Raw genomic sequence first — 24,966 nt, forward strand, 5'->3', positions numbered from 1 at the left:
ATACAGACTAAAAAATGGTAGGAACGTCATTTGACACAAAATACTTGTGACATTTGTCACATCAAAAACTAATTCCAACCACCGCCAACTGACCGATACAGATCTACGTTGGCATCCAACCGATCCTTTTTAATTGCAGCAAGTTCTAGCTCACTTTGCAAAACATTACTTTGAGCAGTGATAACTTCCAAATAATTTGCAATCCCGTTACCAAAAAGCATTTTGGAGTTTTGAATTGCCTGCCTTAGAGCCTCTGTGCGATCAAAAATAAAACGTTGCTGTTGTTTTAATTTATCCATTTTTACCAAGGCATTTGAAACTTCACCAACAGCAATGAGGAATGATTGCTGAAATTGAATCAATGATTGCTGACGTTTAACAAGTGAAATCTCATACTGTGTTCGAAATTTTCTTTGTTGAAACATAGGCTGGGTCATGCTTCCTAGCGCCGTAACGAAGAGGGATCCCGGAATATTAAACCAATTGCTAGCCTTAAAGGCATCCAATCCACCCTGTGCAGTTAAAATAAATGAAGGGTACATCGCTGCTTTCGCAATTGCAGAGTTTGCATTAGCGCTTGATAAGGCCAGTTCAGAAATTTTGATATCTGGCCTTCTGGTAAGCAGTTCACTGGGAATGCCTACGCTAAGGCTATCTGGTATATTGATCGTTTCCAGATTAAGAGTACGGATTATTAATGATGGGCTTCTTCCACTTAGAACACTGATAGCATTTTCTTGTATTGAGATATCCTGTTCAAATTTAGGAATGAGCTTTTCGGCAGATAGTTTCTGGGCCTGTGCTTGCTCGATTGCAAGCGATGTGATCTGGCCAGAATTAAACTGCAATTTCATTATAATCAGGGTGCTATCAGTTAGTTGTACATTTCTCTTTGCAATAGCCAACTGTGCGTCCAACATCAATAGATTGTAAAATCCTTTTGATATGTCTGAAACAATTCTTGTTTGAACAGCTTTTTTTGCTTCCTGGGTTTGAAGGTAAGACGCCAGGGCTAGGGCTTTTTGATTTTTAATTTTACCCCATAAGTCTGCTTCCCAGGAAAGTACTGGGCCTAAGGTATAGTCTTCAATATGTTTCGTTTGCAAAAACTTATCAAGCGTTAATCCATTTAGGCTATTGTCAGACGGTCTGTTTGTTAATCCATTAATTTGAAAGCTTAGATTGGGAATATTTCCCAATTTGGCCTGGCGTAGCGCCAAAGCTGAGCTTTCTATATTTTTTATTGCCATTTGCATGTCATTGTTATGCGCCAGTGCTTCTGAAATTAACGTGTTTAAATCAGCATAATGAAAGAATGACTGCCAGGGCATTTGTGCAACCGAAATAGAGTCTTCGGTAGTGTTATCTCGGAAGGTCGTGGGAAGGCTCGCACTTTCGATAGATAAATCCTTTGATATTTTACAAGCCAGGAAGAGTTGTAGGCCGAGTAGCGTAAGCGCCAGCTTAATTTTTTTTTGATTTTTCATATTGCGTTTGGTATTAAACCATCGTTATTTTCATTTATAGATGTCAAATTTTTGCTAGTAAATTTTTCCTGAATAGATTGGAACACGACGAATAGCACTGGTATGATGATTACACCCAGTACGACGCCTGAGATCATACCACCTGCGGCCGCAAAGCTGATGGAATGGTTTCCCTGTGCTGATGGTCCTGTGGCGATGCTCATGGGGAACATGCCGAATACAAAGGCCAGGGAGGTCATAATGATCGGACGGAGCCTTAGTCTGGATGCTTCCATGGCTGCTTCAACCAGGGATTTACCGGCCTTTCTTCGTTGGAGTGCAAATTCTACGATCAGGATGGCATTCTTGGCCAGCAAGCCTATGAGCATGACCAGTGCGACCTGGACATAGATGTTGTTTTCAATCCCTTTGATGCCAATGACTGCAAACACACCGAATATGCCGGTAGGAATTGAAAGAATAACCGAGAACGGCAGGATGTAACTTTCATACTGTGCCGCCAGAAGGAAGTAAACAAAGACAAGACAAAGCATGAAAACAATAACGGATTGTCCGCCTGATGAAATTTCTTCTCTGGTTTGTCCTGAGAATTCGTAAGTGATACCGGAAGGAAGTTTTTTTGCAGCAAGGTTTTTAATTGCTTCAATGGCATCTCCGGAACTGAATCCAGGCTTAGGAATAACATTAAGCTGTATAGAGTTAAAAAGGTTGTAACGGGAAGCGGTTTCAGAGCCGAATACCCTTTTGAGTGTCACCAGGGTATTTAACGGGACCATATCACCACGCTGGTTTTTGACATAAACACTATTTAAGGAAGCGGGTTCAGCTTTATCGGCAGCGTCAGCCTGTAAGACAACTTTATAGTACTTACCGAAGCGGTTAAAGTCAGATGCCTGGGCAGTACCAAAGTATGCCTGCATGGTTTGCAGGATGTCCTTTACCTTTACACCAAGCTGGTCGGCTTTGTCATCATCAACTTCGAGCTGGTATTGTGGATAATCGGCCTTGAATGTTGTGAAAGCAGCCGCCACGGGTGCCTGTTTATTAAGTTCGCCGATGAATTCATTGGTAATGGCAGAAAATTTACCGAGCGGTCCTCCGGATCTGTCCTGCAGCACGACATCGAGTGCCTCAATGTTGCTGAATCCAGGCACTGTCGGGAAGGTAAAAGCATAAAAACTGCCTCCTTTGACATCGGCCAGTGTAGTCTGGACAACGCCCAGCAGCTGGTTAATATCCTTAACTTTTCCGCGGTCGGCCGCAAGTTTCAGCTGCACAAAAGAAGTGGCCGAAGATGGGCTTGCTGAGGAGGTTAACAGGCTGTAACCTGGAATCGTAACCACGAATTCGGCAGCATCCAGTGCTTTCAATTTCTTCTCTGCTTCAATCATGACCTGTTCTGTTCGTTTGAGCGATGTTCCTGAGGGTGTTGAAATAGCAATGGCAAGAAAGTTCTGGTCTTCTGTGGGTATAAATCCTGTTGGTGTGGTACGTAGCATGTACACGGTGCTGATAATGACTACGGCCAGTCCGCTCAAAGCGATCCACTTTCTTTTGAGAAGAAAGCCCAGCATTCCCATGTATTTGTTTGTCAGCCCTTCAAAACCTGCATTGAAGCCGGCAAAGAATTTGGTTTTGAAGTTTTGTTTTTGCTGTCCGGGATGTGCATGCGGATTTTTCAGAAACAGGGCAGCAAGCGCCGGGCTCAAAGTAAGGGCATTAACTGCGGAGATGACAATGGCAATGGCCATGGTAAAAGCGAACTGTCTGTAAAACAATCCCGTAGATCCTTCCATAAACCCGACTGGGAGAAAGACGGCTGCCATAACCAAGGTAATCGAAATGATTGCACCGGTGATTTCATGCATGGCTTTTATGGTTGCCTCTCTGGGCTGGAGCTTTTCGTGTTCCATCTTGGCGTGCACGGCCTCCACAACAACAATGGCATCATCGACGACAATACCAATGGCCAGCACAAGTGCGAACAGCGTCAAAAGGTTGATTGTAAAACCGAAGACATACATAAAGAAGAAGGTACCCACAATGGCAACCGGGACGGCAATGGCCGGTATAAGCGTAGAGCGGAAATCCTGCAGGAAGAGCAGCACAACAATAAAAACGAGTATAAATGCTTCAATCAAAGTGTGTTCCACCTGTTCGATAGAAGCGTCGAGTGCTCTTTTTGTACTATAAAAGGTGTTATACTTAATACCTTCCGGGAATGATTTGGAAGCTTTTTCGACGAGTTTGTTTACAGCGATCTGGATGTCGTTGGAGTTTGATCCGGCCAGCTGAACGATGGCAATACCAACGCCGATCTTACCATTCAAACGGGTTCTGGTGGCATAGGTATAGGATCCGAGTTCCACACGGGCAACATCTTTCAATCTGAGCACGGACCCGTCGTTATTGGCCCTAATGGCAATATTTTCGTAATCTTCTGCTTTGTTTAATTTTCCTTTGTACTTGATTACATATTCGAATGCTTCCTTGCTTCTGTCACCAAACCTTCCCGGGGCTGCTTCGAGGCTTTTATCCTGGATGGCTGCCGATATATCCGCAGGTGTGACATGGTAGGTCTGCATCTGTGCCGGGTTCAGCCAAACGCGCATGGAATAATCTTTGGCTCCCCCAAACAGGAATGCCTGGCCGACACCGGGAATCCTTTTGATATCAGGGATGATGTTGATGGAAGTATAGTTGTTTACAAAAGTCTCATCATATTTTTTTTCGTCCTCGGTATAAACGCCTACGACCATAATCAAGCTATTCTGTTGTTTGGCGGTGATAATACCCTGTTGGACGACTTCGGGTGGCAGCTGGCTGGTAGCCTGGCTTACCCTGTTCTGTACATTGACGGCCGCCTGATCTGGATCGGTGCCGAGCTTGAAGAAAACAGTGATGGCAAGGGTTCCATCATTACTGGCAGTGGAGCTCATGTAAGTAATATTCTCGACACCATTGATGGCTTCTTCGAGCGATGGTGCAACCGAGCGCAGAATTGTTTCAGCATTGGCCCCCGGGTAAACGGCTGTTACCATTACCTGAGGTGGCGCTATGTCGGGGAATTGTTGCAAGGGTAACTGGACCAGGCCAAGTACTCCCAGAATTACCAACAGTATTGAAATAACTGTTGCCAGAACAGGACGTTTGATAATATTTTGTAACATGGTTTTGATGGTTAGCGGTAAAAATTAATTCTTAGCGACTGTTTCTTTGCCAGGCGGATTTCCAGGTTGTATAACTGCCCCTTCCGGTAAATTATCAAAGCCGCTAAGCACTATTTTATCTCCGGCCTTTATTCCACCGTCGACCAAGTAATTCTCACCACTTCTGGCGATAATTGAAATAGGTTGCTTCTTTACTTTGTTGTTATTGCTTACCACGTATACCAAAACTTTGTTTTGTATTTCCGCAGTAGCAGATTGAGGAACTAGAAGAATATTGCTATGTAAAACACCCAGCTGTACTTTTCCAGTGTTACCAGAACGAAGAATACCCTGAGGGTTTGGAAAATTGGCCCTCACCGTAATAGCACCTGTATTCTTATCAAACTGGCCGTCAACCGCGTCAATTTTTCCTTTAATCGGATAGATACTATTATTTGCCAAAAGCAGTGAAACAGGAGGTAAATTCTTCATTTTTTCTTCAATAGACTGTCCAGCATATTGATCTTTAAAAGTCACAAAATCCTTTTCTGCAAGTGAGAAATATACATGCAGATTGCTAACATTTGATACTTGTATTAATTCATCAGGATCTTGTGGACTAATTAAAGTACCCTGCTTTTTTAAAATTCTACCGACATATCCTGAGACAGGTGCCTTAATCAAGGTATAACCCAAATTTATTTTTGCCGTTGAAATAAGTGCATTAGCCTGCTCAACATTCGCTTCAGCTAGCTGACTTGTTGCTTTGGCTGTCTTTAATTGATATTCTGCTATTACCTTGTTTGTCACCAAGGGTGTAAGTTTTTCTACTTCTAGGTTTGCATTAATTAATGCAGCTTGCGCAGCATGTAGACCAGCCATTGCGTTGCTCAAAGTCGCCTGAAATGGTTTATCGTCAATTTTAAATAATACTGTTCCGGCATGCACGAATTTCCCTTCATCTACATAGATTCGCTCAAGTATTCCGGACACTTGCGGCCTTATTTCAACATTGACTATTCCTTCGATGGAAGCCGGATAATCTTGGTAGGTTGTGACGCTACTTGCAACAACAGTACTAACAGGTAGAGTTGGTGGTCTGTTCGGCGCGTCTTGATTTTTTGGAGCGCAAGCCCAAAGCAGCGATGCTGCCACATAAATAGAAGTTTTCATCTTTCTTATTATTATAAATGATACGGATTATTAAGATTGGTATTCAGTATTTTGATACTAATTAAGACTCGTAAAGGTTTCAAAATGAGTTAGAGCTAAATAATTTGAGTGAACTGCAGAATGCAAAAGGTGTTGTCGCCAGTATTAATTATCTACAATAAGTAATTTACTTTCAAGGCAAAGTAAGAACTGACTCACGACTTTACATTTACCTATTTATTTTCCAACGGTTTGCTATATACGCTATGATTGCTGTCGACTATTCAGACTAATTGTCTAAGCCTAATATCTGATTCATGTATTAGGCTGTAATCAAATAACTATCTACAATATAAAGTACTATGAACTACACCCATCAGGTAAAAAGGTGGACTTTTTAAAATCTGAAAAACTGCTTCCTGTAACACTTTTAAAATATTTACTCATGTGGCAGGCGTCTTTAAAATCAAGTCTATAGGCGATTTCTTTTAATATTAAATTTTCCGATACAGCTAATCGCTTAGCTTCCATAATTATTCGTTGCCGAATGTGTTCACTGGCTGTATGACCCGTGATCATTTTAACCTTATAATTTAAGTAGTTAGGTTCAATACAAAGCAAATCGGCGTAATCGGAAACCTTCTTCATGTTGATAAAGTTAGAAGAAACCAATCCAATAAAACGAGCTGCTAAATGGGATGGATTATTAAGTACTTTTGTTACCTGACTATTATCCTTTGATATAGAAAGTCGGATCATCAACACCTTGAGCAAAGCCTGTAATAGTTCAAACTTGTATTTCGAAATACTTTGGAATTCCCAAACCATTTGTGTGATTAATTGTGAAAACTCGCCGTTAGACTTTTTGTCGATTTTTAACACAGAAATTGTAGGAAGATTACTAAATTCATTGAGGAAGAAAGAACGAAAATTGTAATCATAGATATTTAAAAATGAAACCGAAAAGGAAATAATGTAACCTTCTGCACAGGTGAAATTGGAAAGGCGATACAGTTGCCCAGGATAAATACAAAAAACACATTCATCCCCCATATCAAAAGGTTTGGAATCAATCAGATATGTGCCTTCACCTTTTTTACACCAAATTATTTCAAAGCAGTCACTACGATAAGACCAAATAGAGTTCTCTTTTTGGAATTCTGCTGGGTCGAATGGCCTAATTTCAAATTCATTTATACTTGACATGGTTTCCATAAATTATTTGTTAGAACGATGACGTGTTATACAAACAATAATTGGTCCAAAGTGTAATCATCTGATAATGAAATATATAACATAATATTGTTTGAGAATTTGATACCAAATATGGTATTATTATTTATTTGATGACCATATATGGTAAAATATATTTCGACACTGGATTTGATTAAAGAATATCTGAAGGCACAACTCCTAGTTATTTGATCAGCTCAATCTTTCTTAATAGGCGTTGTCACTTACTTTTCCATTTGTTAAGACGTAGTATTTGCCTTCAATGTATGGTCGGTAGATTATCATATAATGGAGAGGAATTAATAAAATTACCATATTTGGTAGTTTTATTTTTAGTATTATTTTTTTAACTTTCAGATAATTAAAGACTTATGTTGTGGTATAGGTTTTGATAATACTTCATTGCTAAACTGTTGAGTGAGATTTAACATTTCCCAAAGCGTTACGATTGTCTACCTGTCGTAGGTTGTGACAACCCTTAAATGGTTTCTGCATTTACAAAAGATGATATAATTAACACATATAATACTCACCTTACTGATTGTTAGAAATGAAAAATGACGCGATTTTCGACAGTACTTTTGATGAACCAAAACATCAGGTCGTTTTAAATAATCAGGATATCAATCTTTCAACTTTATTCTCCAAAACGTTTGGAGCTCAGAACTTAGAAGACTTTTTAGCTGAAGTGACAAAGGGTTTTAGGAAAGTTATTTCCTTTGACGAAGCTGATTTACTGCTATTTTCTAATAAGCAGTTTTACATTACCTTTTGGAACACTTGCAGACAATCCGAGTCAAAAACTTCTATTCCAGTTCTTACTACGGATAACCGATTACCGATTACTATTGGTAACGATCCATTTTCAGAAATCATTTCATTAAAGGAACCAACGCAATTAAACAGGCAATATTGGGACGGCAAGTTTCCGGCAGACACATATTTATTCTATAAAGAAACTGCTTTTGAAAATACTATATATATGCCGTTTTTTCGACAAAAAGAATTGGTTGCCTTATTACTATTGAGAAGCAATAATCCTAATGGTCTTTCGGTTAATGCATTTGATAACCTAATGCAAATTACACCATTATTAACCCCTGTACTCTTAAATTTGCTTTCTATTGATATCTGTACCTTGAAACCTAGAGCAGGTAAGGAGCTTGAATTATTGTATCTAAGTTTTTTATATGTCCGGAATAGAGGGGATTTACACCAACTAATAAAGGTTAAATTGAAGTCAATACTTGAATTTGATGAAGTGTGTATTTTACTTCTGAATAATGACAGCCTAACGTATTCAAATTATATTTTTTTTTCGAATCGGTCTATTTTCGAAAATTTCTCTGAATTTAGAAATACAAAGTTTCCCATTAACGATGGCATATTCGATGTCACATTAGCCGCTGAATCACCAGTAGTATGGAACACAGAGGAAGTGTTGAAATGGAATAATATTCCCGCCCCCATTAAATTCATTGCGGATAATAATGTTAAGAGGATTGCAGGTGTTTCAGCAAAAATCGGTAGTGATGAAACGATGGGTATTTTTTTTACCTCCGAAAATAAAAATGCCTTTTCCGCCCAAGATCTTTTGATTATTGATGAATTATCATTTTATCTTTCTTTCTCCCTAACAAGTATTAGAGCAGATGAAAAGAGTAAAAAACTTGAACAAGATAACGAGTTAATACTTTCATTAGCTTCGGAAACTGTGCGAATACGGGAAAAAGCGGGGTTGAAAAAATTCTTACATCAGTCATTGAAGAAATTATTTCAGTTTAATGACATGCTTATTGTTATCCTTAACCCAGGTCGGCAGACACATGATATATATTTTTCTTATGAGGAAAAGGAACGAACGATTTCAGATGAATATGCTCAAATTCTTAAAAAACGCGCTTGTGTAATCAGTGATGGTATTTCTGATGCAGTTTTAAACTCGGAAATACCACTTGCCTGGGATTTGTTAGAGGTAAAGAAATCATGGAAGAAAGTACCACTTTTCGTGGACAACCGTCTTGAAAATAATATGAAAAAAGTAGCCGGTATCTCGATTCGAAATAATAAAGAAGCTATCGGTGCAATTTACTTTTATTCTGAGCAGCAAGAGGCTTTTGAGACGAAGGACCTTATCAAAATTCATACTATTTCCCATCACATATCTATTGCTGTCCTAAATATTCTTGCGAGTGAAGAAATTCGAAGACGAGATTCCGAAAAAAAATTACTGTTATCGTTTGGACAGGATCTCTATCATGTAGAGTGCAAGGAGCAGGTATATCAAATACTTAATGGATACTTAAAAAATATTCCTGAACTAGTGGATGATTTTTTTATTTTAACTGAAACCGGTAACGTACAAACATTACCGTTGATTTCAGCGAAAAGAAATTTTGTAATTAGCCAGGATTTGTTGAGAGCTAACATTAAGATTGAATTGTCGAAAGAGGATCCCGTGATGGAATTGTTTTATGAGCAACAGGAAGTAGAAATTTTTGAATTAGATTTCCTATTGGAGGTCAGTAACGCGCCATCATATCTTCAAACATGGAAGGATAATTCTATCAATTCAGTATTAGTACATCCTATACATGATAGATCTGGCATTAGAGATGTTGTAATTTTACTTACAAGTATTCCAAAAGTGCATGTGCTCAAACACCTGAGTTTTTTTGAAGGTATTAGTCAGCAATTGTCGTTAGTAATGTCAAAGCTGTCAGCAGCTGATGAAATTAAGAAGAGAAATGAAGAGAAAAATGCTATGCTAGCTATTAGCAACTCGATCGCGGCTATCAGTAATAAGAAGGAGTTATTTCAAATGCTAATCCAGAAACTCAGGGTACTGCTTGTCTTTAGTGATATTTTGGTTCTTTGCAAGGATGGAGATCAATTTTATAATTTTATTGATTGTTCTGACCAAACAAGTAAACCTTATTTAGATTTTTCGAAAACTTCCCTTCAAGATTATATTATTCAACATGATTTAAATACTCAAATCATCAACTCATTTGAGCCAATACTGTTTAGAATTGATGATCACCTGTCAAAATCGGATGTCAATTATTTTCTTGACACAGGAGTGAAAGAAATTGTTGGCGTAGCCCTGCGAAATGGGACAGATAATATCGGTTGCGTTATTTTCACAAGCGAAGCAGAAGGAAATTTTTTACCTCAACACTCTGATTTAATCAAAGGAGTAACAAGCCAGATTTCTACTGCTGTTAAAAACCTAAGAGCAATTGAGGATCTTAGTAAACTTGAAATGCAAAAATCCATCTTACTTGAAATAAGTAAAGAGTTAGGCAAAGCACGAAATTTGGATCAGCTCGAGTTCATTGTTAAGGAAAAAATTCTTGGAAAGTTGCCACCGAGTGATTTAATTATTTCATTTTTTGACCCTCAAAAAGGCTCTCATTGGATTTATATGGTGGCTTCAGAACTTGAAAAATCAGGGATGACGCCATATCCTGAGCCGTTTAACCTAGAGTCAGCGGTTGGGGAAAGCATAGTCAATAGAATTAAGTGTGATACTGGTAGCAAAGTGTTTTATATTGCCGAATTCCTACATCATAATGGACATGCCCCATACATAGAGTTGTTTTATAACTTGGGAGTAGAGGCTATAATTGGCATACCTATGTATTGTGCTGGAAAATATCTGGGTATTGTTATATTATCCTGCGAAGATCTTAATCCTTACAAATCCAAGCTAACTTTAATTGAAGGAATTGCCGACTACATAGCTCTTGCCGCTATGAATATAATGGTCAATGATGAAGCATTGGAAAGGGAAGATGAAAAGTCTAAGTTATTAGAATTTAGTAACAACATTGCAGGTGTCCGCGATAAAACAACCTTAACCAAAACTATAATTGACGGGTTAAATAGTCTTTTTTCAATTGACAGATACATGCTTTCGGCAAAAACGATGGATCAAAATGCAGAGGAGTATATTTTGTTTGATTTAAAATTTACCGGCAATAAAACGACCGATTTAGCTGACCATATTAGTAAATTTAAAATTGATCCGAAAATAGCCAAAGTGATTTTTGATTCAACCGATCCTATAATGTTGGATATAGAAGAACTTCTGCATCAAGATAGAATTTCTGAATCTAGCGCTGCATTATGGGAATCGATTTCTGGTACTCGCACTATCCTTGCTGTGCCATTGAGAGCTGGTATAGAAAATATTGGAATTTTGTGGCTTCATCCTGATATGCAGGTCAATGAGCGCTTGTTAAAAGGCGTTGCGTCACAAATTGCACTTGCCGTAGCAAATAATATAGCAAATGAAAAGATCAGCAAACACTACATAGAAATCACAGAATACAAGCAACGCCTCGAGCAAGAAAATTTACATCTTCAGGAAGAGATGCAGATTACTAATAATTACAGTGAAATTATTGGTAATAGTGGCTCAATGAAAGATGTGTTTAGGCTGGTCAGTCAGGTATCTGAGTCTCAAAGCTCTGTTTTAATTCTGGGAGAAACAGGTACGGGTAAGGAGCTGGTTGCCCGGGCGATTCATAACGCTTCTCCTCGAAAGGACAAGTTGATGGTGAAAGTGAACTGCGCAGCTCTTCCACCAAATTTAATAGAAAGTATCTTGTTTGGACATGAAAAAGGGAGTTTTACTGGAGCTATTGAACGTAGGGTCGGCAAATTTGAACTTGCAAATCGAAGTACTCTTTTTTTAGACGAGATAGGAGAGCTACCATTGGAAATGCAAGTGAAATTGCTACGTGTTCTCCAGGAAAAGGAATTTGAAAGAATAGGGGGCAAATCAGTAATTAAATCCGATGTCAGGATTATTGCTGCAACGAATCGAAATTTATTGAAGGAAGTAGAGAAGGGCAACTTTAGAAGTGATCTTTATTTCAGACTGGATGTATTTCCAATAACAATTCCTCCACTTAGAGAGAGGAAGGAAGACATTCCGCTGCTTGCCTGTCATTTTTTAAGGAAATATGCTATAAAAGGATCTCGTGCAAGCAGTTTTTCAAATCGAGCAATGAAGGAACTTATAGCATATAATTGGCCAGGGAATGTAAGAGAACTCGAACATACCATCGAAAGAAGTGTTTTATTATCGAATAATTCAATGGTTTCTTCAATTGGTCTTCCTTCTGAATTGGTGAATGAAAACGTAATAATGGAGAGTGAAATTAAATTACAAACCCTTGAAGAAAATGAGCGTGCACATATTATAAAAGCTCTAAAAGTATGTAAGGGTAAAGTGTCCGGCATTGGTGGCGCAGCAATTTTGCTAAATTTACCTTCTACGACATTGCATGCACGTATAAAAAAGCTAAACATTAAGAAAAGGCATATTTAAATATTCATCCGGATCAGTTTAAGTTTTTTGCATTTACATTTTAAAGCAAGTATGGTACCCGATTCAAATTCTAAATGATGTAATGTTTCGTCCAATATTTCATCAGAATTTGTTACATCATTTATAATTGTAGTTTAAAAAAATCCATCTTATGTTTCAGAAGCCATATCAGAGTGGAATTAGCGAAACACCTAAAAATTTATCCCTAAGCAAAAATGGACGCTAACGCCATATTTAACTAAAAGATAATGTGATAATTATCACAGCTTTTTTGAGTCAAATGACATTTTTAAACAAATGATACGCCGATACCTTTGTGTAGTTAACTATGAGAGTTTCTTGATCATAGTATATTATCAATCACATAATCATAACATTATATGAAAATCGGAGTTATCGGTGCTGGCTATATTGGCGGGCTCCTAGCAAAAAAGTTTGTTGAAGCTGGATTTAATGTAGAGCTTAGTAATAGCCGGGGTCCTGAAACGCTGCAAATGATGGCAGCAGAGCTGGGCGAAAATGCAGCTGCCGTAACTGTGGAACAGGCCGCAAAAAATGATATTATTGTCCTGGCCGTTAAATGGGAGAGTGTGCAAACTGCATTAAATTCTGTCGTATCATTGCTCGATGGTAAGATTATAATTGATGCCACCAATCCGTTTTCGAATAACGACAAGTTATTAGAATTGTCTTCAAGTGCAAGTGAAATTGTTGCTTCTTATGTTCCCCATGCCCACATTGTCAAAGCTTTTAACTCCTTGTATGGAGATTGGATTGATGCAGATCCAGTTGTAAATAATGGTAATCGTGTGGTATTTATTTCCGGCGATAATAAAGAAGCTAAAAAGACAGTTTCAAAGCTTGTCAATAAAATGGGATTTTCTCCGATCGATATTGGTGATTTGAAAACCGGAGAGCTTCAACAAACTGGAAAACCATTGGGAGGGCTCAATCTAATTCATTTGTCTTAATTCATTGCCCTAGCTAAATGCTAATTTTTGAACAATCTTTAGATATAATTATTTAAAACTTTGATCATGGAACAAATCGATAATCATACAGGAGAAATCCAAGTTATAGGAAGAGTCCAAGTTAAACCAGAGAGGACTCAGGACTTTGTAAGTCAATTTCAAAAGGCATACGTACCCACAAAGCAAGATGTTGGTAACCTTCAATTTCAGCTTTTTAAAATTAAGGATAAGCCAAACGAATATTTTGTATTAGAACGTTGGAAAAGCAAGGAAGCTTTAGATGCACACATGGGAATGCAGCATACTCAATTATTGTTTTCCGCCCTAATAGAGGATCTTACACATCCTGTAACAGATAACTTGTATTTTTTAGAAGAAGTAATATTTCAGGATTAGACAGGATTTTTATGATAGAAGCTAATGAGGAAAGTAAAGTAGCGGACTCACAGGTAAGACAATGTTATTCTAAGAAAATGAGAACTGAGTGTAGAGTTGAAGATTTAAAGCAAAAACTTAGTGGTAACCCTTTAATGCTTCTTTTCAAATCTACCGAAACATATAAGCCTGTTTAACTAAATAATTTAATCCTTCAAATGACTAGACGCTAGTGTTTGAAGGATTTGTTTTTAAAATGCAAAGTAAAGAACATTGGATTTTGTTTAATTAATTGAATAAGAGCAAATCTCATTTTTAGTAACGTTTAAAGAATTATCAGAAGGCGGCTGCAAGTATAATACATAATTTATTGATGGCGAATAACTTAATATTGTTTCTTTTCGGTAGCGATATACATCCGTGCAAATATTTTTGGCAGATTGAATCTTATTTTTTGTTGGCAAGCAGCTTATCAAAATCGTACTCTAGCGTGTTTAAATGTAGTCATACAACAGCTGTATCATTACAAATGACGTTTATTCATCCTTTACCGCGTCTGCAGATTTCACTTTTGTTTTTAAATTCTGACAAATATAAACGATTGCCTGGGGCAATAGCCTTTCGTATAAACTGTCTGTATAGATAATTTTCTTCTGTTCACGTTTAGTTGGGGCAGAAAACTTCAAATAATAGTATCCGTCCGATGATACCATATTTCATTAAACTGGTAGACTCTATATCTTGTTTCATGAAAAAAAATGATACAAGATTTCAAAATATCGGAATCTGATTAAGTACCTGATTGTCGGACGGAAAAGAACACAACTACAAATTTCTTACGGAAGACACCAAATAGGGAGCTGACTTTTAGCAGCACCTAGATATTTTCCTAAATTGTTTGCTACACAAACCTCATGATTCTTTCTGTAAAATGTTCAAAATTCAACACTTAGATAAAAAAAGATGCAGAATTAGGGGGAAAAGAGTAACTTGATATCAAAAAACTGTCATTTCCTCATGAAAAAGAAATTACTAACGCTAATCGCTCTTTCAAGCTTTTTCTCTTACTCAACAATTGCCCAAAATGTAGGTAAAGAAGCGATCGTAAAAGTCATTGACAACTATGAACAGGCTTGGAACCGTCATGATGCAAAAGCCCTGGCAGAGCAATACCATACTGATGCCACATGGGTCAACTGGTTTGGAGCTTATTACAACGGGCGGGCTGAAATTGAAAAGCATTATCAGACGACTCATAGTACATATTTCAAAGAGACTAAATTTACTACCCGTTCGATAGAGGACGTAACCATGATAAAGCCGGATATGGCTCTTGTTCACGTCCGCACAGATCTTAGTGGAGATGAGCGCTATCCGGGCCAGACCTTCCGGTTTCGACGAACGATCCTTTTAACATATAAGGAGGGTGGTTGGCGAATATTAGCAGGGCAAAATGCAAAGCTTAATGAAGGGATTGATTAAGTTGCGCGAAAATCCGTTCCGGTTCTTTTCTGGAATTAAACGATTTGATGTGCCAGAATGACGGTAAAGTTTTTCGGAATATGCACGTATTCGTCCGAGAAGCCGTATTTTGAAGTTTAGCTTTGTGACAGGTGATCAACCGTTCCGGTATTTGATCCAGTTATTGGGAAGCAACTGATAAAGATCTTTATGTTTATGAGATTGTATTGTTTCAAATACATCTGTCAGCCACTGCTGCTCGTCAACGCCGTTTTTCTTGCATGTTGCCATAAGGGAATACATAGCGGCTGTCATTTCGGCTGCCTGGTGGGAACCAGCGAACAAAAACGCCTTTCGTCCAATTTTATGTAAAGCTTTACATAACATCGGTTATGCATAGTTAAAGATTATGTAAAGTAAGTGAGCAATACCACGTTTTCTTTTCAGTAGACAGCAGTTTTCTGTCACGTTACTTTACATAATAACAATGGTCAAAAATGTTTGAGCCAGTCCAAAAGGTTTTCATTCGACAACCAGACCGGCTGCTTTTCCGGTACAACTGATGTGTATGCTCTTTGGATCGCTTCCCGTTTCGCACGCGAATCGGCTCGTGCATATACTTCCGTCGTTTGAACAGAAACATGACCGAGAATATCGCGAATGTACACCAGATTGACGCCTGCTTGCAGTAAATGCATTGCTTTGCTGTGACGCAGGGTGTGGCAGCTGATCTTTTCTGGTAAATGAACCTCACCTGTTGTTTTTCTGGCCATATCAGCATATTTAAGTAGAATATGATTTACACCAGCCCTTGTAAGCTTTTCGTTCCGACTATTAAAAAACAGCGGATGTACGTCGTTATATGCCTGAAGAAGATCATGTTCTTTCAAATAAGGCTCCAATAATTTTACTTGCTCGTCGAGCATTGGAACAATGCGGGTTTTATTGCCTTTGCCATTAATCCGGATTGTACTCAGCTTGTCAAGCCTGAGACTAGACGGCGTCAGATCAATAATCTCCTGAACACGTGCGCCTGTATCGTACATCAACGAAAGCAACGCCAGATCACGTCTACCTCCAACGGTCCGGGTATCCGGTTGCCGCAAAAGCATTTTAATCGCGTCAATTGTCAGATAGTTCATTGGTACTATCGCCTTGCGCTTCATTGGTATTGATAAGATTTTCTGACATTCATAAAGATGTTCAGGGTGCTGATACTGCATGTAGTGAAAAAAAGCATGGATTGCAGCCAATCTCGCATTCCTGGTTGCGTTACCATTTTTGCGTTCTACCTGTAGCCAATCAAGAAAACCGACGACTGCCATTTGATTAATATTCTCCAGCGTTAATCTTGATACAGGGATACCCTGGACTTCCATGTAATTTATGAACAGGATGAAAGTGTCCCGATAAGCGCTGATGGTGTTCTTACTTGCGCCGCGCTCGTGCGCCAAATACCCGGTCAAAAAACCTGTCAGGCATTTTGAGAAGTTAGTAGGTTTCATAGCCTGAGCTGTTAGGGAAAACGTTTATACAGATCCTGTCAATATCCTTCAACAACCCAGGGTACATGGCAGATACCAGCCTGACATAATGATTTGTCGATTCTACTGATTTATGACCAAGGTAAGTTGAGAGTACCGGTAAGCAGCAGTAGATATCCGCTCCACGTTCGGCCATCATCGCCAGTGAATGGACACTAAATGAATGACGTAATGCATGTGGAGTGATACCGCGACCTTTTGGAATTCCGGCAGCCAATAACAAACGTGAAAACCATCGGCCAAAGCAGTGGTGTGATATCCTTTTTCCATCAAGGGAGATGAAAAAGAGGTCCTTCTTGACCAGGCAAGCGGGTAACTCATTCCTGTAAAAGGCGTATTGCCTAAGTACCGCTGCCAACGAATCTGAAAAAGGAATAACACGCTGCTGTCCATTCTTGCTGTCCCGCACAAGGATGGTCCGGTCATCGAGGTTAACATCACCAACCGATAAAGCCAATGCTTCGCCGCCTCTCAGGCCGGTACAGTACAGTAACCTTAAAAGTGCAGGCATAGCAAACATGATTTGACGTAAACCCTTCCGGATGCGAAAATGATCTGCTGCTTCAAAAAGGCGTCCAAGCTCATCTTGTGAATAAATATGTGGCGTAAAATCCATTTTACATACAGGTAAACGCATCAGGTAAGAGTGGATACCCTGTTCGTTAAGGAATGATGCCAGTTTATTGATTAGCAATGCGCGATGAAAATTATAGGATGACGACAGGTTGGCACCTGTTTGCATCCATGCTTGCGAAAGTTCCGGCGTGATACCCAGCCGGGTTTCACCACGGCTAACCGTAAATCGGTCAAAAACTGCAAGTATTGACTCCTCTGTTTGCTGTTTAAAGCCTAATTGCCTTTTATAATCCAGGTATTGATCCAGATACGGGGCATAAATGCCGGTGAAGTGATTATGCATAAAAACAACCTCCTTTCTGATTATAGAAGTCATCAGCTACAGCAGGCGCCTCAAGCATACACTGCTTCATGGATGTGAGGTCTATCCGTAAATAGTATTTTGTTGAACGGGAGTTTTCATGACCAAGCACTTCTGTAATAACCGGCAAAACTGTACTCTGCTCCAGAAGTAAACTGGCAAGGCTGTGCCGAAGCGCATGAGGCCCGTGGTGTCGATGTTCAATATTAACCCCTGAGAGAATAAATGCGCGGTTCACAAGATTGGTTATTCCGCAGCTATGCATCCTGCCAAATGGCGACCCAGCTGCCAGGAACACATACGGCTCATTAGAAATTGGCCTTCCATATTTCAAGTACTCAATGATCGCTTCACCAACTTCGGCAAGTAAAGGCAGTTGGAGTTGCCGCCCGGTTTTGTACTGACATATTGATATGATGCTCTGTTCCCAAAACAAATTCTCAAACTTCAGCCCGGCAATATCAGATGCTCGTAGGCCCAGTCTGGCGGCAATTAATACGATGGCATAATTACGTTTACCACTGGGCCTGGCGCGGTCTATTTTACTGATCATTCTTTGAATCTCATCGACGCTGAAGACAGACGGGAGCTTAGCCTGTTTTTGATACTTATCTTGCGGGACAGAAAGTGAAATGTCTTCTTTTATTAATCCCTGTTCAAAGAGAAATTTTAAAAATGTTCTGATTGCTCGTAATGTCATATGAGCAACAGTGGAATGGCGTATGTCTAAGGTTCTTAGATAATCTATAATCACAAATTTATCCACCTTGTCGATGGAAGCGATACCCTTATCTTTCATATAGATAAGAAACTTGCTCAGGTAATGTTCGCGCTCCCTTATTGTTGTTGACTTTAAACGTAGCGTGGCCAGGTGATCAACAAATTGCTTAACCAGCGCGCCGAATACACCGTCCAGTTGGAGCCGTTCTCGGGATCTGGTTATAGTACCGGTGTCATAAAATTCACATAGTACACTGACAATTTTCACAAAATCCTTGTCTCTTTTGGAAAGTGTGGCGTAATCGAGCTGGCCAAACCGGTCAAGTAAATGTTGCCTGCCAAGATTAGAAGTGAATTCGGGTATCTCTTTGCCCCGTAGCTCACGCCACATTCGTCGCCAATAGATACGATACCAGTTAACTGTCGCGTCAGTTCTTAATAGTTTGGTTCTCAGCACTTCGCCTGCATCATAGATGAGCTGATCAAAGCATGTCTGTATTTTTCTCATAGCTGCATTGTTTTAGTGATTGCAACATCGCAATCACTAAAACAACGTATTATTATGTAAAGTACTTTCGTCTTCCGGTAAGCCTGGAAGCAACTTTTATATGCTTACTTTACATAATCTTTAACTATGCATAACCAATTTTATGTAAAGCTTTACATAAAATTGGACGGAAGGCATTTTTGTTCGCCGGCTCTCATCAGGCAGCTGAGATGACGGCAGCTATGTATTCCTTCATGGCAACATGCAAGAAAAATGGCGTAGATGAACAGGAATGGCTTAAAGACGTCTTCGAAAGAATCCAATCCCACAAACACAAAGATCTTTATCAACTGCTTCCAAATAACTGGAATAAGTTTCGGAATCAGGACGGCTAACCTACCTGTCTGAAAGCGAATCTACACAATATGGATTCGTCGGACCGATACAAATGACCAGCGATAAATGATTTAGGCTTTTTCATGTTATTTTAGATTTACTTGGGTTTAACCAAAGTGCTAATTTAATATGTGATCAGGTAAGTGAAAGGTCAACGGCCAAGATTTAACTTCTGAACTTCATATTTCATTAGACGTCGATTTAAACGGTGGTTTATCTGAGAATTGGATCTTTAGCAGAGCATTTGGAGGTTGTCTCATGAGCGAGGGTGTTGTGTGGAATTTATCTATATTGGCAAATTGTGCTTTTAGGTCTCGTAAGACACATTCCTCTCCAATCTGCCTTACTTGACATAAATCTGGTAAAACAGACACCGATGTGTGGGTCCGACACTCTATTTTTGCCGATATATTATTTCCCATACTGGTTCAAATTCTAATTCGCCAAAGTCAAAGGTGTGTAAACTTTGTCCTTTGTAAATACCGTTGCTAAAAGTGTCTTGAATCCAATTTGAAAATGTCCAGTTTCCTGCTTTCTCAGGTTTACCCCATTTTCTTGTTTTAAAAATTGTCGCTTTCGAATTTATTCTTTCTGATAAGTTCTTTAAAATGGGTTTTGAATCAATTTGTAAGTTCTTAGCGATTGCAACAACTATGAAATACCCAAATTTAATATCAAGCTTGTTTTCAAAATCCCTTTGATTGGTCATTGAGATATAAATGTCAGGAGGAGATTGCCTTTTGTCGCAAATTGTCCATGTGGGTGTCCAAAGTTCAAAATTGAGAAAGTAGTTTTCAATGTTGTCAGGTGTCGTCCATTTCCCGTGAGATTTATTGTCCCATTTCAATTTTCCTAATCTTATACTTGAATGATAAATAAATTCTTTGTTGTCCTTTTTGGAAAATCTCTTTTCTGGTTTGTATTTTGTTGCTCTTATCCCTGAATCATTAGAACGTGCTGTTTGTTTTATGAGCAAGTTAAAATAGGGCTCAAAATCTGATTCCCAATTAGTTGTTATCCAAGGCGATTTGTTCTCCTCATTCTGTCCAAATATTAAGTAAAAGTCATAAAGTCTGTTATCCCACCCAAAGTCAAGTTGACTGATTGTGTCCAATTTTTCCTTAAATAATTGTTTTGTTTTTTCGATTAAATGCATTTTAATTCGTTTAGGTGCTACTTGTGCCGACGCACAACTCGCCGATTGACGTACTTTTAACACAAAATATGTAATGGGTATTTTGTACTTTTCAAGAGAAGCCGAATGGAGAATCTACTCATGATGCGTATTTGGCCGTCTCACAAAAAGTAGATTAAAACGGTGGTTTATCACAGATTTACGATTAAGAATTAATGTTTCAATAAATTAGGTTTAGGGTATTCCCAATGACTAATAACCCATTTTATGTTAAGTGACGGAATACAAAACAAGAGGGTACCGGTCGAATGGCGAAAAATCTTGGTTTTGTACAAGCACTGCTCACTTTTCCCATTTCGTTCTGGACCTCCAGCTGTACTTGGGCAATGGCTTTTAAGGATGTGCCGGCACCTGGTGGTAACCGTCATTTTTCATTGCCATATGCAGTAAATTCGAGATCTCACTTTTGCTTAGAGCATGATAGGTTATTGTAATAGAGCTAAAAGAATCAGGAACAACATAAGAAACTTCACCGTCAAAAAACAAGTTTAAGCTATCGTTTCTAAAATTATATAGGAAAGGATCTAGCCCCTTTACAGTTCCGGCACTATCTGCTCTTTCATAAAGTTTCTTTTCGTTTTTTGATATGCTACTTAATTGACGGTCATCCGTAACCCCCCAGTTAATTGAATTTATAAATAGTGATTCACCTTTGCTAGATACAAGTTTTTCGATGTGAAGGTGTCTTTTAACACTGGTTCACAAGATTCTAAGGCAAGGATGAAGATGGTAATAAATATTAAAATTGTTGTAGCAATCCGGACAAATTTCATAACATCTTTATTTTGAGCAATTTACTAATCGCTTCTTTATTGAGAAATAGTAATTTATAGCCGGAGTCTTAGAAACGTCGATTTTAACGGTCGTTTATCATATGTTTATTCATTTATCAGGAATGGGTGCGGGAGGAGGTATAGGAAGTGTCTCGTTTTGCATCGTGGTGTAAAACTTGTGGAAACGTATTGGCTTAAAATCACGCGATGTTTTAATCAATTTTATAAAATTTTTAATTGAATCTCCGTCAGTCCCTGTCACAAAGTATTTAAATCCGTGCCGAACACTTTCTTCATTGTATATCAAAAATTCTGCAACCACAGCATCTTTATCTTGAAATATTGAAAGGGAATCAGTTGAACCAATTCTACTCGTTACAAAATCAGAAATTACCTTTGCCTCGTTCAAAGAAATTTTACTATAATAATACGATCCTGTGTCATTTTCTGGGATAAGTTGGTAGTAACAGTCTCCGTTAAGGTTTATTTCGATTGCCATCTTAGGGATACTAGGATCTTCCCAAAAGCCAGACGCAATCTCTACAAATTCTTTCTTTTGAGAACAACTCTCAATAAAGAGAAGGGGTGAAATCAAGAGAATACTCTTAAAAATAAAATTACTAATTTTCACACTTCGCTTTTTCATCGTTGTTAACTGATTTGGATTGTTTCAAAATTCCGCGTAAGCAATCTAATATCAAATTGTTGCCTGTCAAACACTTCTATTTGAACGGTGGTTAATCTGAGACTTGCTTTGTAAAATTACTGCCGGAAACGGGAGTTTTTATTGAACTCCGATTTGTCTGTATTTTAGGGACACTTACACATATATATACAAAGATGTTTTATACAGTTATCTCACTAAATGTCAGTAATAGTACCTAAAAATGGAGGAAGGTTGAGATTAGCGCATATTTCACATTTTAATACTGCCATCTTGCTCAGTTGGTCTTAACATTGTAGCCCGATAATAATCCTTACTAACTTTATCGTACAAAATGTTAAACAGATTACTAAGATCCGATACTGTTTGAAGTAACTCCTGATCTTCTTTAGAACAATCAGGTTGTTTTGGAAATCTCCCGCGGATGTCGAAAAATGGGTATACAAACCAGGCAACATGATTTGGTTTAGTGCCTTTTTTTATGATCCAGTTACCTTCTGTAGCTCGGATATTATAAATAATCTTATCCGAAGTAGTTGCCGGTAAATTTCCGCGATACCACGTACTGTCAACTTTTCCCTCTGCATTCACGCGAAATACGAACATTCCCCAAGATGGCTTACATTGTACAGGGCACATGGGAACATTTAATTCAAGCCTGTCTGTAAGATCTTTTTTATCCCAAATTCTAAATGAAAAATTTTCAGGTTTAAAGTTAACTGTGTCCAGCCAATAAGCTGATTTGGGGGGAAGTGAAAACCCTGGTAGTTCCGACAATCCTATTTTTGCTGAAGTTTTTGCTTTCTCCAATTCCTGGGCATAAGAAGGAATGAAATACAGCCATGTAAAGAAAGCGATAATTAAAAATTGAGTACGATTGTAGCGCATGGTATCATAATTTTTACAAGTATAATATATAAATTAATTATATATTATACCTGTAAAAATTATTTTTCTAAAGGACGATGTTAAATGTGTTAATATCAAGAACGTAAAGGTTAAAACTACCTTTGGTTTAATATGGAATGAAGATGTAGAGTGATTCATATCTTGGTAGCAAGTCTCAATACATTCTTAGAGGCTTTTACTTGGCTGCACAGGGTATAAACATCTTAATACATAATATTTACCGTCCACAAAAACGGAGATTAGAAGATTACGGGTACCAGGAAAAAAGGAAGTGAAATTAATGTAATACCGATTCAGTCCAATATGGTAAATTTAGAATATTTGATAAATAACAGTTGCGATTCAATTCTAGCTGAATATTCATATCTCGACGGAATTTTGAAAATTATACTAAATTTAACTGAGGTCGACAAAAACCTGATGCTAATAATTAAATCGGGGGATTTGTCATTTAATAGTTTTTGCCTACATAATGAAGAAGACATATATAGAACTTGTAGAATCGAGATTCAAGAGCTATCAAAAGTGCTTTCTGTGGAAAATGGAATTTACATTCCCGCTACCTCATTTGGAAGGATGATGCAAGAATCAAAGTCGAACTATAACTTAGCATATGGAAGGCAAAAATCAAAAATAAAATATATATTTTCTTTGATTGGTTACAGTAACCTAATTTCTTGTTTGATATCTGATACAAACAGTATTACAATTGAGGAATTTAGTTAAAAAGATGGTTTCCTAAAACGAATAGCCAGTCTCAAAAAGCGAAACCATGTTTTATTTAGAGAAGTTTACGTGTCCATGTTGTGGATATAAAACATGTGACGAAGAACCTGGGCATTATATCATTTGTCCTGTTTGTTTTTGGGAAGATGACCCCTATCAGAGAGATTACCCAAATTATGAAGGTGGTGCAAACAGAGTTTCGTTAAAAAAAGGGCAACAGAATTTTATAGATTTTGGAGCTTGTGAGTATGAGATGAAGCGTAATACCAGATTACCAAATCCAGACGAGCCAAAGGACCCGGCTTGGAAACAGCACTAATAACTATCATTCTACCTGGTTACGACATCATTCTGTCTCAAAAAACGATAATTGGTAAAGAAACTCATAAAACAACCGATATACTTTGCGTTGATTTATTTACCAAGTTTATTTACCATTTTTGATATCGTATCTAATCATTTTCTAGTGACTATCTTTAGTAAAGAAAACCCTCGTTTTCTTTACTTCGCCTGTTGCCTGCAAAAGAATATTTTAATTATAAGGGAAACCTGTGATTTCGATTCAGATTCGATTTTGAGAAAGTGTAGCTGGCTATCTTTGGCTACGTATACAGCAAATATTATAATAAAATGGAGAAGGGTAGGGAGGTGCAACATCTATGGATTTGGATAGGGCAAGAGTTTATTTTTTTACCCAAAACTGTACTGAAATAAACTAATGTTTAAATCGGTACACTTTTTCAATTTTTAAATCATGAAGGAAACCGGCAGAGTCGCTGTTTTGATGTTGATACTTTAAATCGGTACAGTTTTACTGTTTTTTAACCTACTAAGTAAGTTTTTAAGCACAGTATGGAGTAGTTACATTAAATAAAAGAGTAAAAAGTATTTTATTTTCCGAATATTGAATATATATTTGCACATAAACAAGATGCAGATGTTTTTTTCAAAAACGTGCGAATACGCGATAAGAGCGGTCATTTTCATAGCTCAGAAGTCAGAAGGAGGCAGGAAGGTAGGTATTAAGGAGATTGCGGCAGGTATTGATTCACCCGAACACTTCATTGCCAAGATCCTTCAGGATCTCAGCAAACGTGAGCTGATACAATCCAGTAAGGGTCCAAATGGCGGCTTTTATGTTGATAGCAGTGCCCAAAGCAATACACTTGCCGATATTGTTAAAGCGATTGACGGGGAAAAAATTTTTAAGGGCTGTGGGCTTGGGTTAAAAAGTTGCTCTGAAACAAAGCCATGCCCATTGCACAATGATTTTAAAGAAATCAGGAAAAAAATGCAGCTCACATTGCAGTCGGCGACAATCGGAGAGTTTAATGAAAATTTGAATTTAGGGCTAAGCTACATTGGAGAAAGATAAAATTTTATAAAATAAAAGATATTAGGATCTTAATATATATAATATGGATGCTGTTAGTAAGTGTAAGATTA

18 protein-coding genes are annotated in these 24,966 nt (G+C 38.1%); 7 read left to right on the forward strand and 11 right to left on the reverse strand.

Annotated elements, in window-relative coordinates; translation table 11 throughout:
- Positions 1 to 68: 68 nt before the first annotated feature.
- From IEE83_RS05335 to IEE83_RS05350, 4 genes are all read right to left on the reverse strand, one after another.
- Entirely contained in the window at positions 69 to 1,487 is a 1,419-nt protein-coding gene (locus tag IEE83_RS05335) for a TolC family protein (protein ID WP_194119576.1), read from the reverse strand.
- Complete coding sequence (locus tag IEE83_RS05340) at positions 1,484 to 4,657, reverse strand: efflux RND transporter permease subunit (protein ID WP_194119577.1); 3,174 nt, start codon at positions 4,655 to 4,657, stop codon at positions 1,484 to 1,486. The genes IEE83_RS05335 and IEE83_RS05340 overlap by 4 nt, the downstream gene beginning before the upstream one ends.
- 24 nt (positions 4,658 to 4,681) lie before the next feature.
- Positions 4,682 to 5,809 (reverse strand): efflux RND transporter periplasmic adaptor subunit, encoded by a 1,128-nt coding sequence (locus tag IEE83_RS05345; RefSeq protein WP_194119578.1) that lies wholly within the window; start codon positions 5,807 to 5,809, stop codon positions 4,682 to 4,684.
- A gap of 339 nt (positions 5,810 to 6,148) precedes the next feature.
- Positions 6,149 to 7,003, reverse strand: a complete 855-nt coding sequence (locus IEE83_RS05350) for a helix-turn-helix domain-containing protein (RefSeq protein WP_194119579.1) — start codon at positions 7,001 to 7,003, stop codon at positions 6,149 to 6,151.
- A gap of 568 nt (positions 7,004 to 7,571) precedes the next feature.
- On the opposite strand from IEE83_RS05350, the gene IEE83_RS32835 reads away from it, so the two are divergent.
- The 4 genes from IEE83_RS32835 to IEE83_RS05370 all read left to right on the forward strand — a co-directional run bounded on the left by IEE83_RS32835 (position 7,572) and on the right by IEE83_RS05370 (position 15,190).
- Complete coding sequence (locus IEE83_RS32835) at positions 7,572 to 12,362, forward strand: sigma-54-dependent Fis family transcriptional regulator (RefSeq protein WP_228101684.1); 4,791 nt, start codon at positions 7,572 to 7,574, stop codon at positions 12,360 to 12,362.
- A 380-nt stretch (positions 12,363 to 12,742) separates the two neighbouring features.
- Positions 12,743 to 13,333 carry an NADPH-dependent F420 reductase gene (locus IEE83_RS05360; RefSeq protein WP_194119580.1) on the forward strand — a complete coding sequence of 197 codons (591 nt, stop codon included), beginning with the start codon at positions 12,743 to 12,745 and terminating at the stop codon, positions 13,331 to 13,333.
- Positions 13,334 to 13,399: 66 nt separating this feature from the next.
- The gene (locus tag IEE83_RS05365; RefSeq protein ID WP_194119581.1) at positions 13,400 to 13,729 is read left to right on the forward strand and encodes a putative quinol monooxygenase; all 330 of its coding nucleotides are present in this window, start codon (positions 13,400 to 13,402) and stop codon (positions 13,727 to 13,729) included.
- 996 nt (positions 13,730 to 14,725) lie between these two features.
- Complete coding sequence (locus IEE83_RS05370; RefSeq protein WP_194119582.1) at positions 14,726 to 15,190, forward strand: YybH family protein; 465 nt, start codon at positions 14,726 to 14,728, stop codon at positions 15,188 to 15,190.
- Between the two features lie 135 nt (positions 15,191 to 15,325).
- Here IEE83_RS05370 and IEE83_RS05375 read toward each other — a convergent pair whose 3' ends face one another.
- The 4 genes from IEE83_RS05375 to IEE83_RS05390 all read right to left on the reverse strand — a co-directional run bounded on the left by IEE83_RS05375 (position 15,326) and on the right by IEE83_RS05390 (position 18,878).
- Complete coding sequence (locus IEE83_RS05375; protein WP_229251464.1) at positions 15,326 to 15,460, reverse strand: transposase domain-containing protein; 135 nt, start codon at positions 15,458 to 15,460, stop codon at positions 15,326 to 15,328.
- 200 nt (positions 15,461 to 15,660) lie between these two features.
- Entirely contained in the window at positions 15,661 to 16,674 is a 1,014-nt protein-coding gene (locus tag IEE83_RS05380; RefSeq protein ID WP_194119583.1) for a site-specific integrase, read from the reverse strand.
- On the reverse strand, positions 16,661 to 17,632 hold the full coding sequence (locus tag IEE83_RS05385) for a tyrosine-type recombinase/integrase (RefSeq protein WP_194119584.1): 972 nt from the start codon (positions 17,630 to 17,632) through the stop codon (positions 16,661 to 16,663). Before IEE83_RS05385 ends, IEE83_RS05380 begins: the two co-directional genes overlap by 14 nt.
- The gene (locus IEE83_RS05390; RefSeq protein WP_194119585.1) at positions 17,625 to 18,878 is read right to left on the reverse strand and encodes a site-specific integrase; all 1,254 of its coding nucleotides are present in this window, start codon (positions 18,876 to 18,878) and stop codon (positions 17,625 to 17,627) included. The genes IEE83_RS05385 and IEE83_RS05390 overlap by 8 nt, the downstream gene beginning before the upstream one ends.
- A 233-nt stretch (positions 18,879 to 19,111) precedes the next feature.
- Between IEE83_RS05390 and IEE83_RS05395 the strand changes: the two genes are divergently transcribed.
- Positions 19,112 to 19,252, forward strand: coding sequence for a transposase domain-containing protein (locus IEE83_RS05395; protein WP_379991747.1), 141 nt, complete (start codon positions 19,112 to 19,114; stop codon positions 19,250 to 19,252).
- Between the two features lie 395 nt (positions 19,253 to 19,647).
- Here IEE83_RS05395 and IEE83_RS05400 read toward each other — a convergent pair whose 3' ends face one another.
- The 3 genes from IEE83_RS05400 to IEE83_RS05410 form a co-directional block, all read right to left on the reverse strand.
- On the reverse strand, positions 19,648 to 20,409 hold the full coding sequence (locus tag IEE83_RS05400) for a hypothetical protein (protein WP_194119586.1): 762 nt from the start codon (positions 20,407 to 20,409) through the stop codon (positions 19,648 to 19,650).
- Positions 20,410 to 21,330: 921 nt separating this feature from the next.
- Positions 21,331 to 21,867 carry a hypothetical protein gene (locus IEE83_RS05405; RefSeq protein ID WP_194119587.1) on the reverse strand — a complete coding sequence of 179 codons (537 nt, stop codon included), beginning with the start codon at positions 21,865 to 21,867 and terminating at the stop codon, positions 21,331 to 21,333.
- Between the two features lie 270 nt (positions 21,868 to 22,137).
- Entirely contained in the window at positions 22,138 to 22,773 is a 636-nt protein-coding gene (locus IEE83_RS05410; protein ID WP_194119588.1) for a hypothetical protein, read from the reverse strand.
- Positions 22,774 to 23,566: 793 nt separating this feature from the next.
- Between IEE83_RS05410 and IEE83_RS33525 the strand changes: the two genes are divergently transcribed.
- Entirely contained in the window at positions 23,567 to 23,839 is a 273-nt protein-coding gene (locus tag IEE83_RS33525; RefSeq protein WP_194119589.1) for a CPCC family cysteine-rich protein, read from the forward strand.
- Positions 23,840 to 24,457: 618 nt separating this feature from the next.
- Positions 24,458 to 24,895 (forward strand): RrF2 family transcriptional regulator, encoded by a 438-nt coding sequence (locus tag IEE83_RS05420; RefSeq protein WP_194119590.1) that lies wholly within the window; start codon positions 24,458 to 24,460, stop codon positions 24,893 to 24,895.
- Positions 24,896 to 24,966 lie beyond the last annotated feature (71 nt).

The organism is Dyadobacter subterraneus (genome assembly GCF_015221875.1).
Classification (GTDB): domain Bacteria; phylum Bacteroidota; class Bacteroidia; order Cytophagales; family Spirosomataceae; genus Dyadobacter; species Dyadobacter subterraneus.

Excerpts from the sequence above, each read along its gene's own strand:
- IEE83_RS05335 (WP_194119576.1), bottom strand. The coding sequence starts at position 1,487 with ATGAAAAATCAAAAAAAAATTAAGCTGGCGCTTACGCTACTCGGCCTA.
- IEE83_RS05340 (WP_194119577.1), bottom strand. The coding sequence starts at position 4,657 with ATGTTACAAAATATTATCAAACGTCCTGTTCTGGCAACAGTTATTTCA.
- IEE83_RS05345 (WP_194119578.1), bottom strand. The coding sequence starts at position 5,809 with ATGAAAACTTCTATTTATGTGGCAGCATCGCTGCTTTGGGCTTGCGCT.
- IEE83_RS05350 (WP_194119579.1), bottom strand. The coding sequence starts at position 7,003 with ATGGAAACCATGTCAAGTATAAATGAATTTGAAATTAGGCCATTCGAC.
- IEE83_RS32835 (WP_228101684.1), top strand. The coding sequence starts at position 7,572 with ATGAAAAATGACGCGATTTTCGACAGTACTTTTGATGAACCAAAACAT.
- IEE83_RS05360 (WP_194119580.1), top strand. The coding sequence starts at position 12,743 with ATGAAAATCGGAGTTATCGGTGCTGGCTATATTGGCGGGCTCCTAGCA.
- IEE83_RS05365 (WP_194119581.1), top strand. The coding sequence starts at position 13,400 with ATGGAACAAATCGATAATCATACAGGAGAAATCCAAGTTATAGGAAGA.
- IEE83_RS05370 (WP_194119582.1), top strand. The coding sequence starts at position 14,726 with ATGAAAAAGAAATTACTAACGCTAATCGCTCTTTCAAGCTTTTTCTCT.
- IEE83_RS05375 (WP_229251464.1), bottom strand. The coding sequence starts at position 15,460 with ATGGCAACATGCAAGAAAAACGGCGTTGACGAGCAGCAGTGGCTGACA.
- IEE83_RS05380 (WP_194119583.1), bottom strand. The coding sequence starts at position 16,674 with ATGAAACCTACTAACTTCTCAAAATGCCTGACAGGTTTTTTGACCGGG.
- IEE83_RS05385 (WP_194119584.1), bottom strand. The coding sequence starts at position 17,632 with ATGCATAATCACTTCACCGGCATTTATGCCCCGTATCTGGATCAATAC.
- IEE83_RS05390 (WP_194119585.1), bottom strand. The coding sequence starts at position 18,878 with ATGAGAAAAATACAGACATGCTTTGATCAGCTCATCTATGATGCAGGC.
- IEE83_RS05395 (WP_379991747.1), top strand. The coding sequence starts at position 19,112 with ATGGCAACATGCAAGAAAAATGGCGTAGATGAACAGGAATGGCTTAAA.
- IEE83_RS05400 (WP_194119586.1), bottom strand. The coding sequence starts at position 20,409 with ATGCATTTAATCGAAAAAACAAAACAATTATTTAAGGAAAAATTGGAC.
- IEE83_RS05405 (WP_194119587.1), bottom strand. The coding sequence starts at position 21,867 with ATGAAAAAGCGAAGTGTGAAAATTAGTAATTTTATTTTTAAGAGTATT.
- IEE83_RS05410 (WP_194119588.1), bottom strand. The coding sequence starts at position 22,773 with ATGCGCTACAATCGTACTCAATTTTTAATTATCGCTTTCTTTACATGG.
- IEE83_RS33525 (WP_194119589.1), top strand. The coding sequence starts at position 23,567 with ATGTTTTATTTAGAGAAGTTTACGTGTCCATGTTGTGGATATAAAACA.
- IEE83_RS05420 (WP_194119590.1), top strand. The coding sequence starts at position 24,458 with ATGTTTTTTTCAAAAACGTGCGAATACGCGATAAGAGCGGTCATTTTC.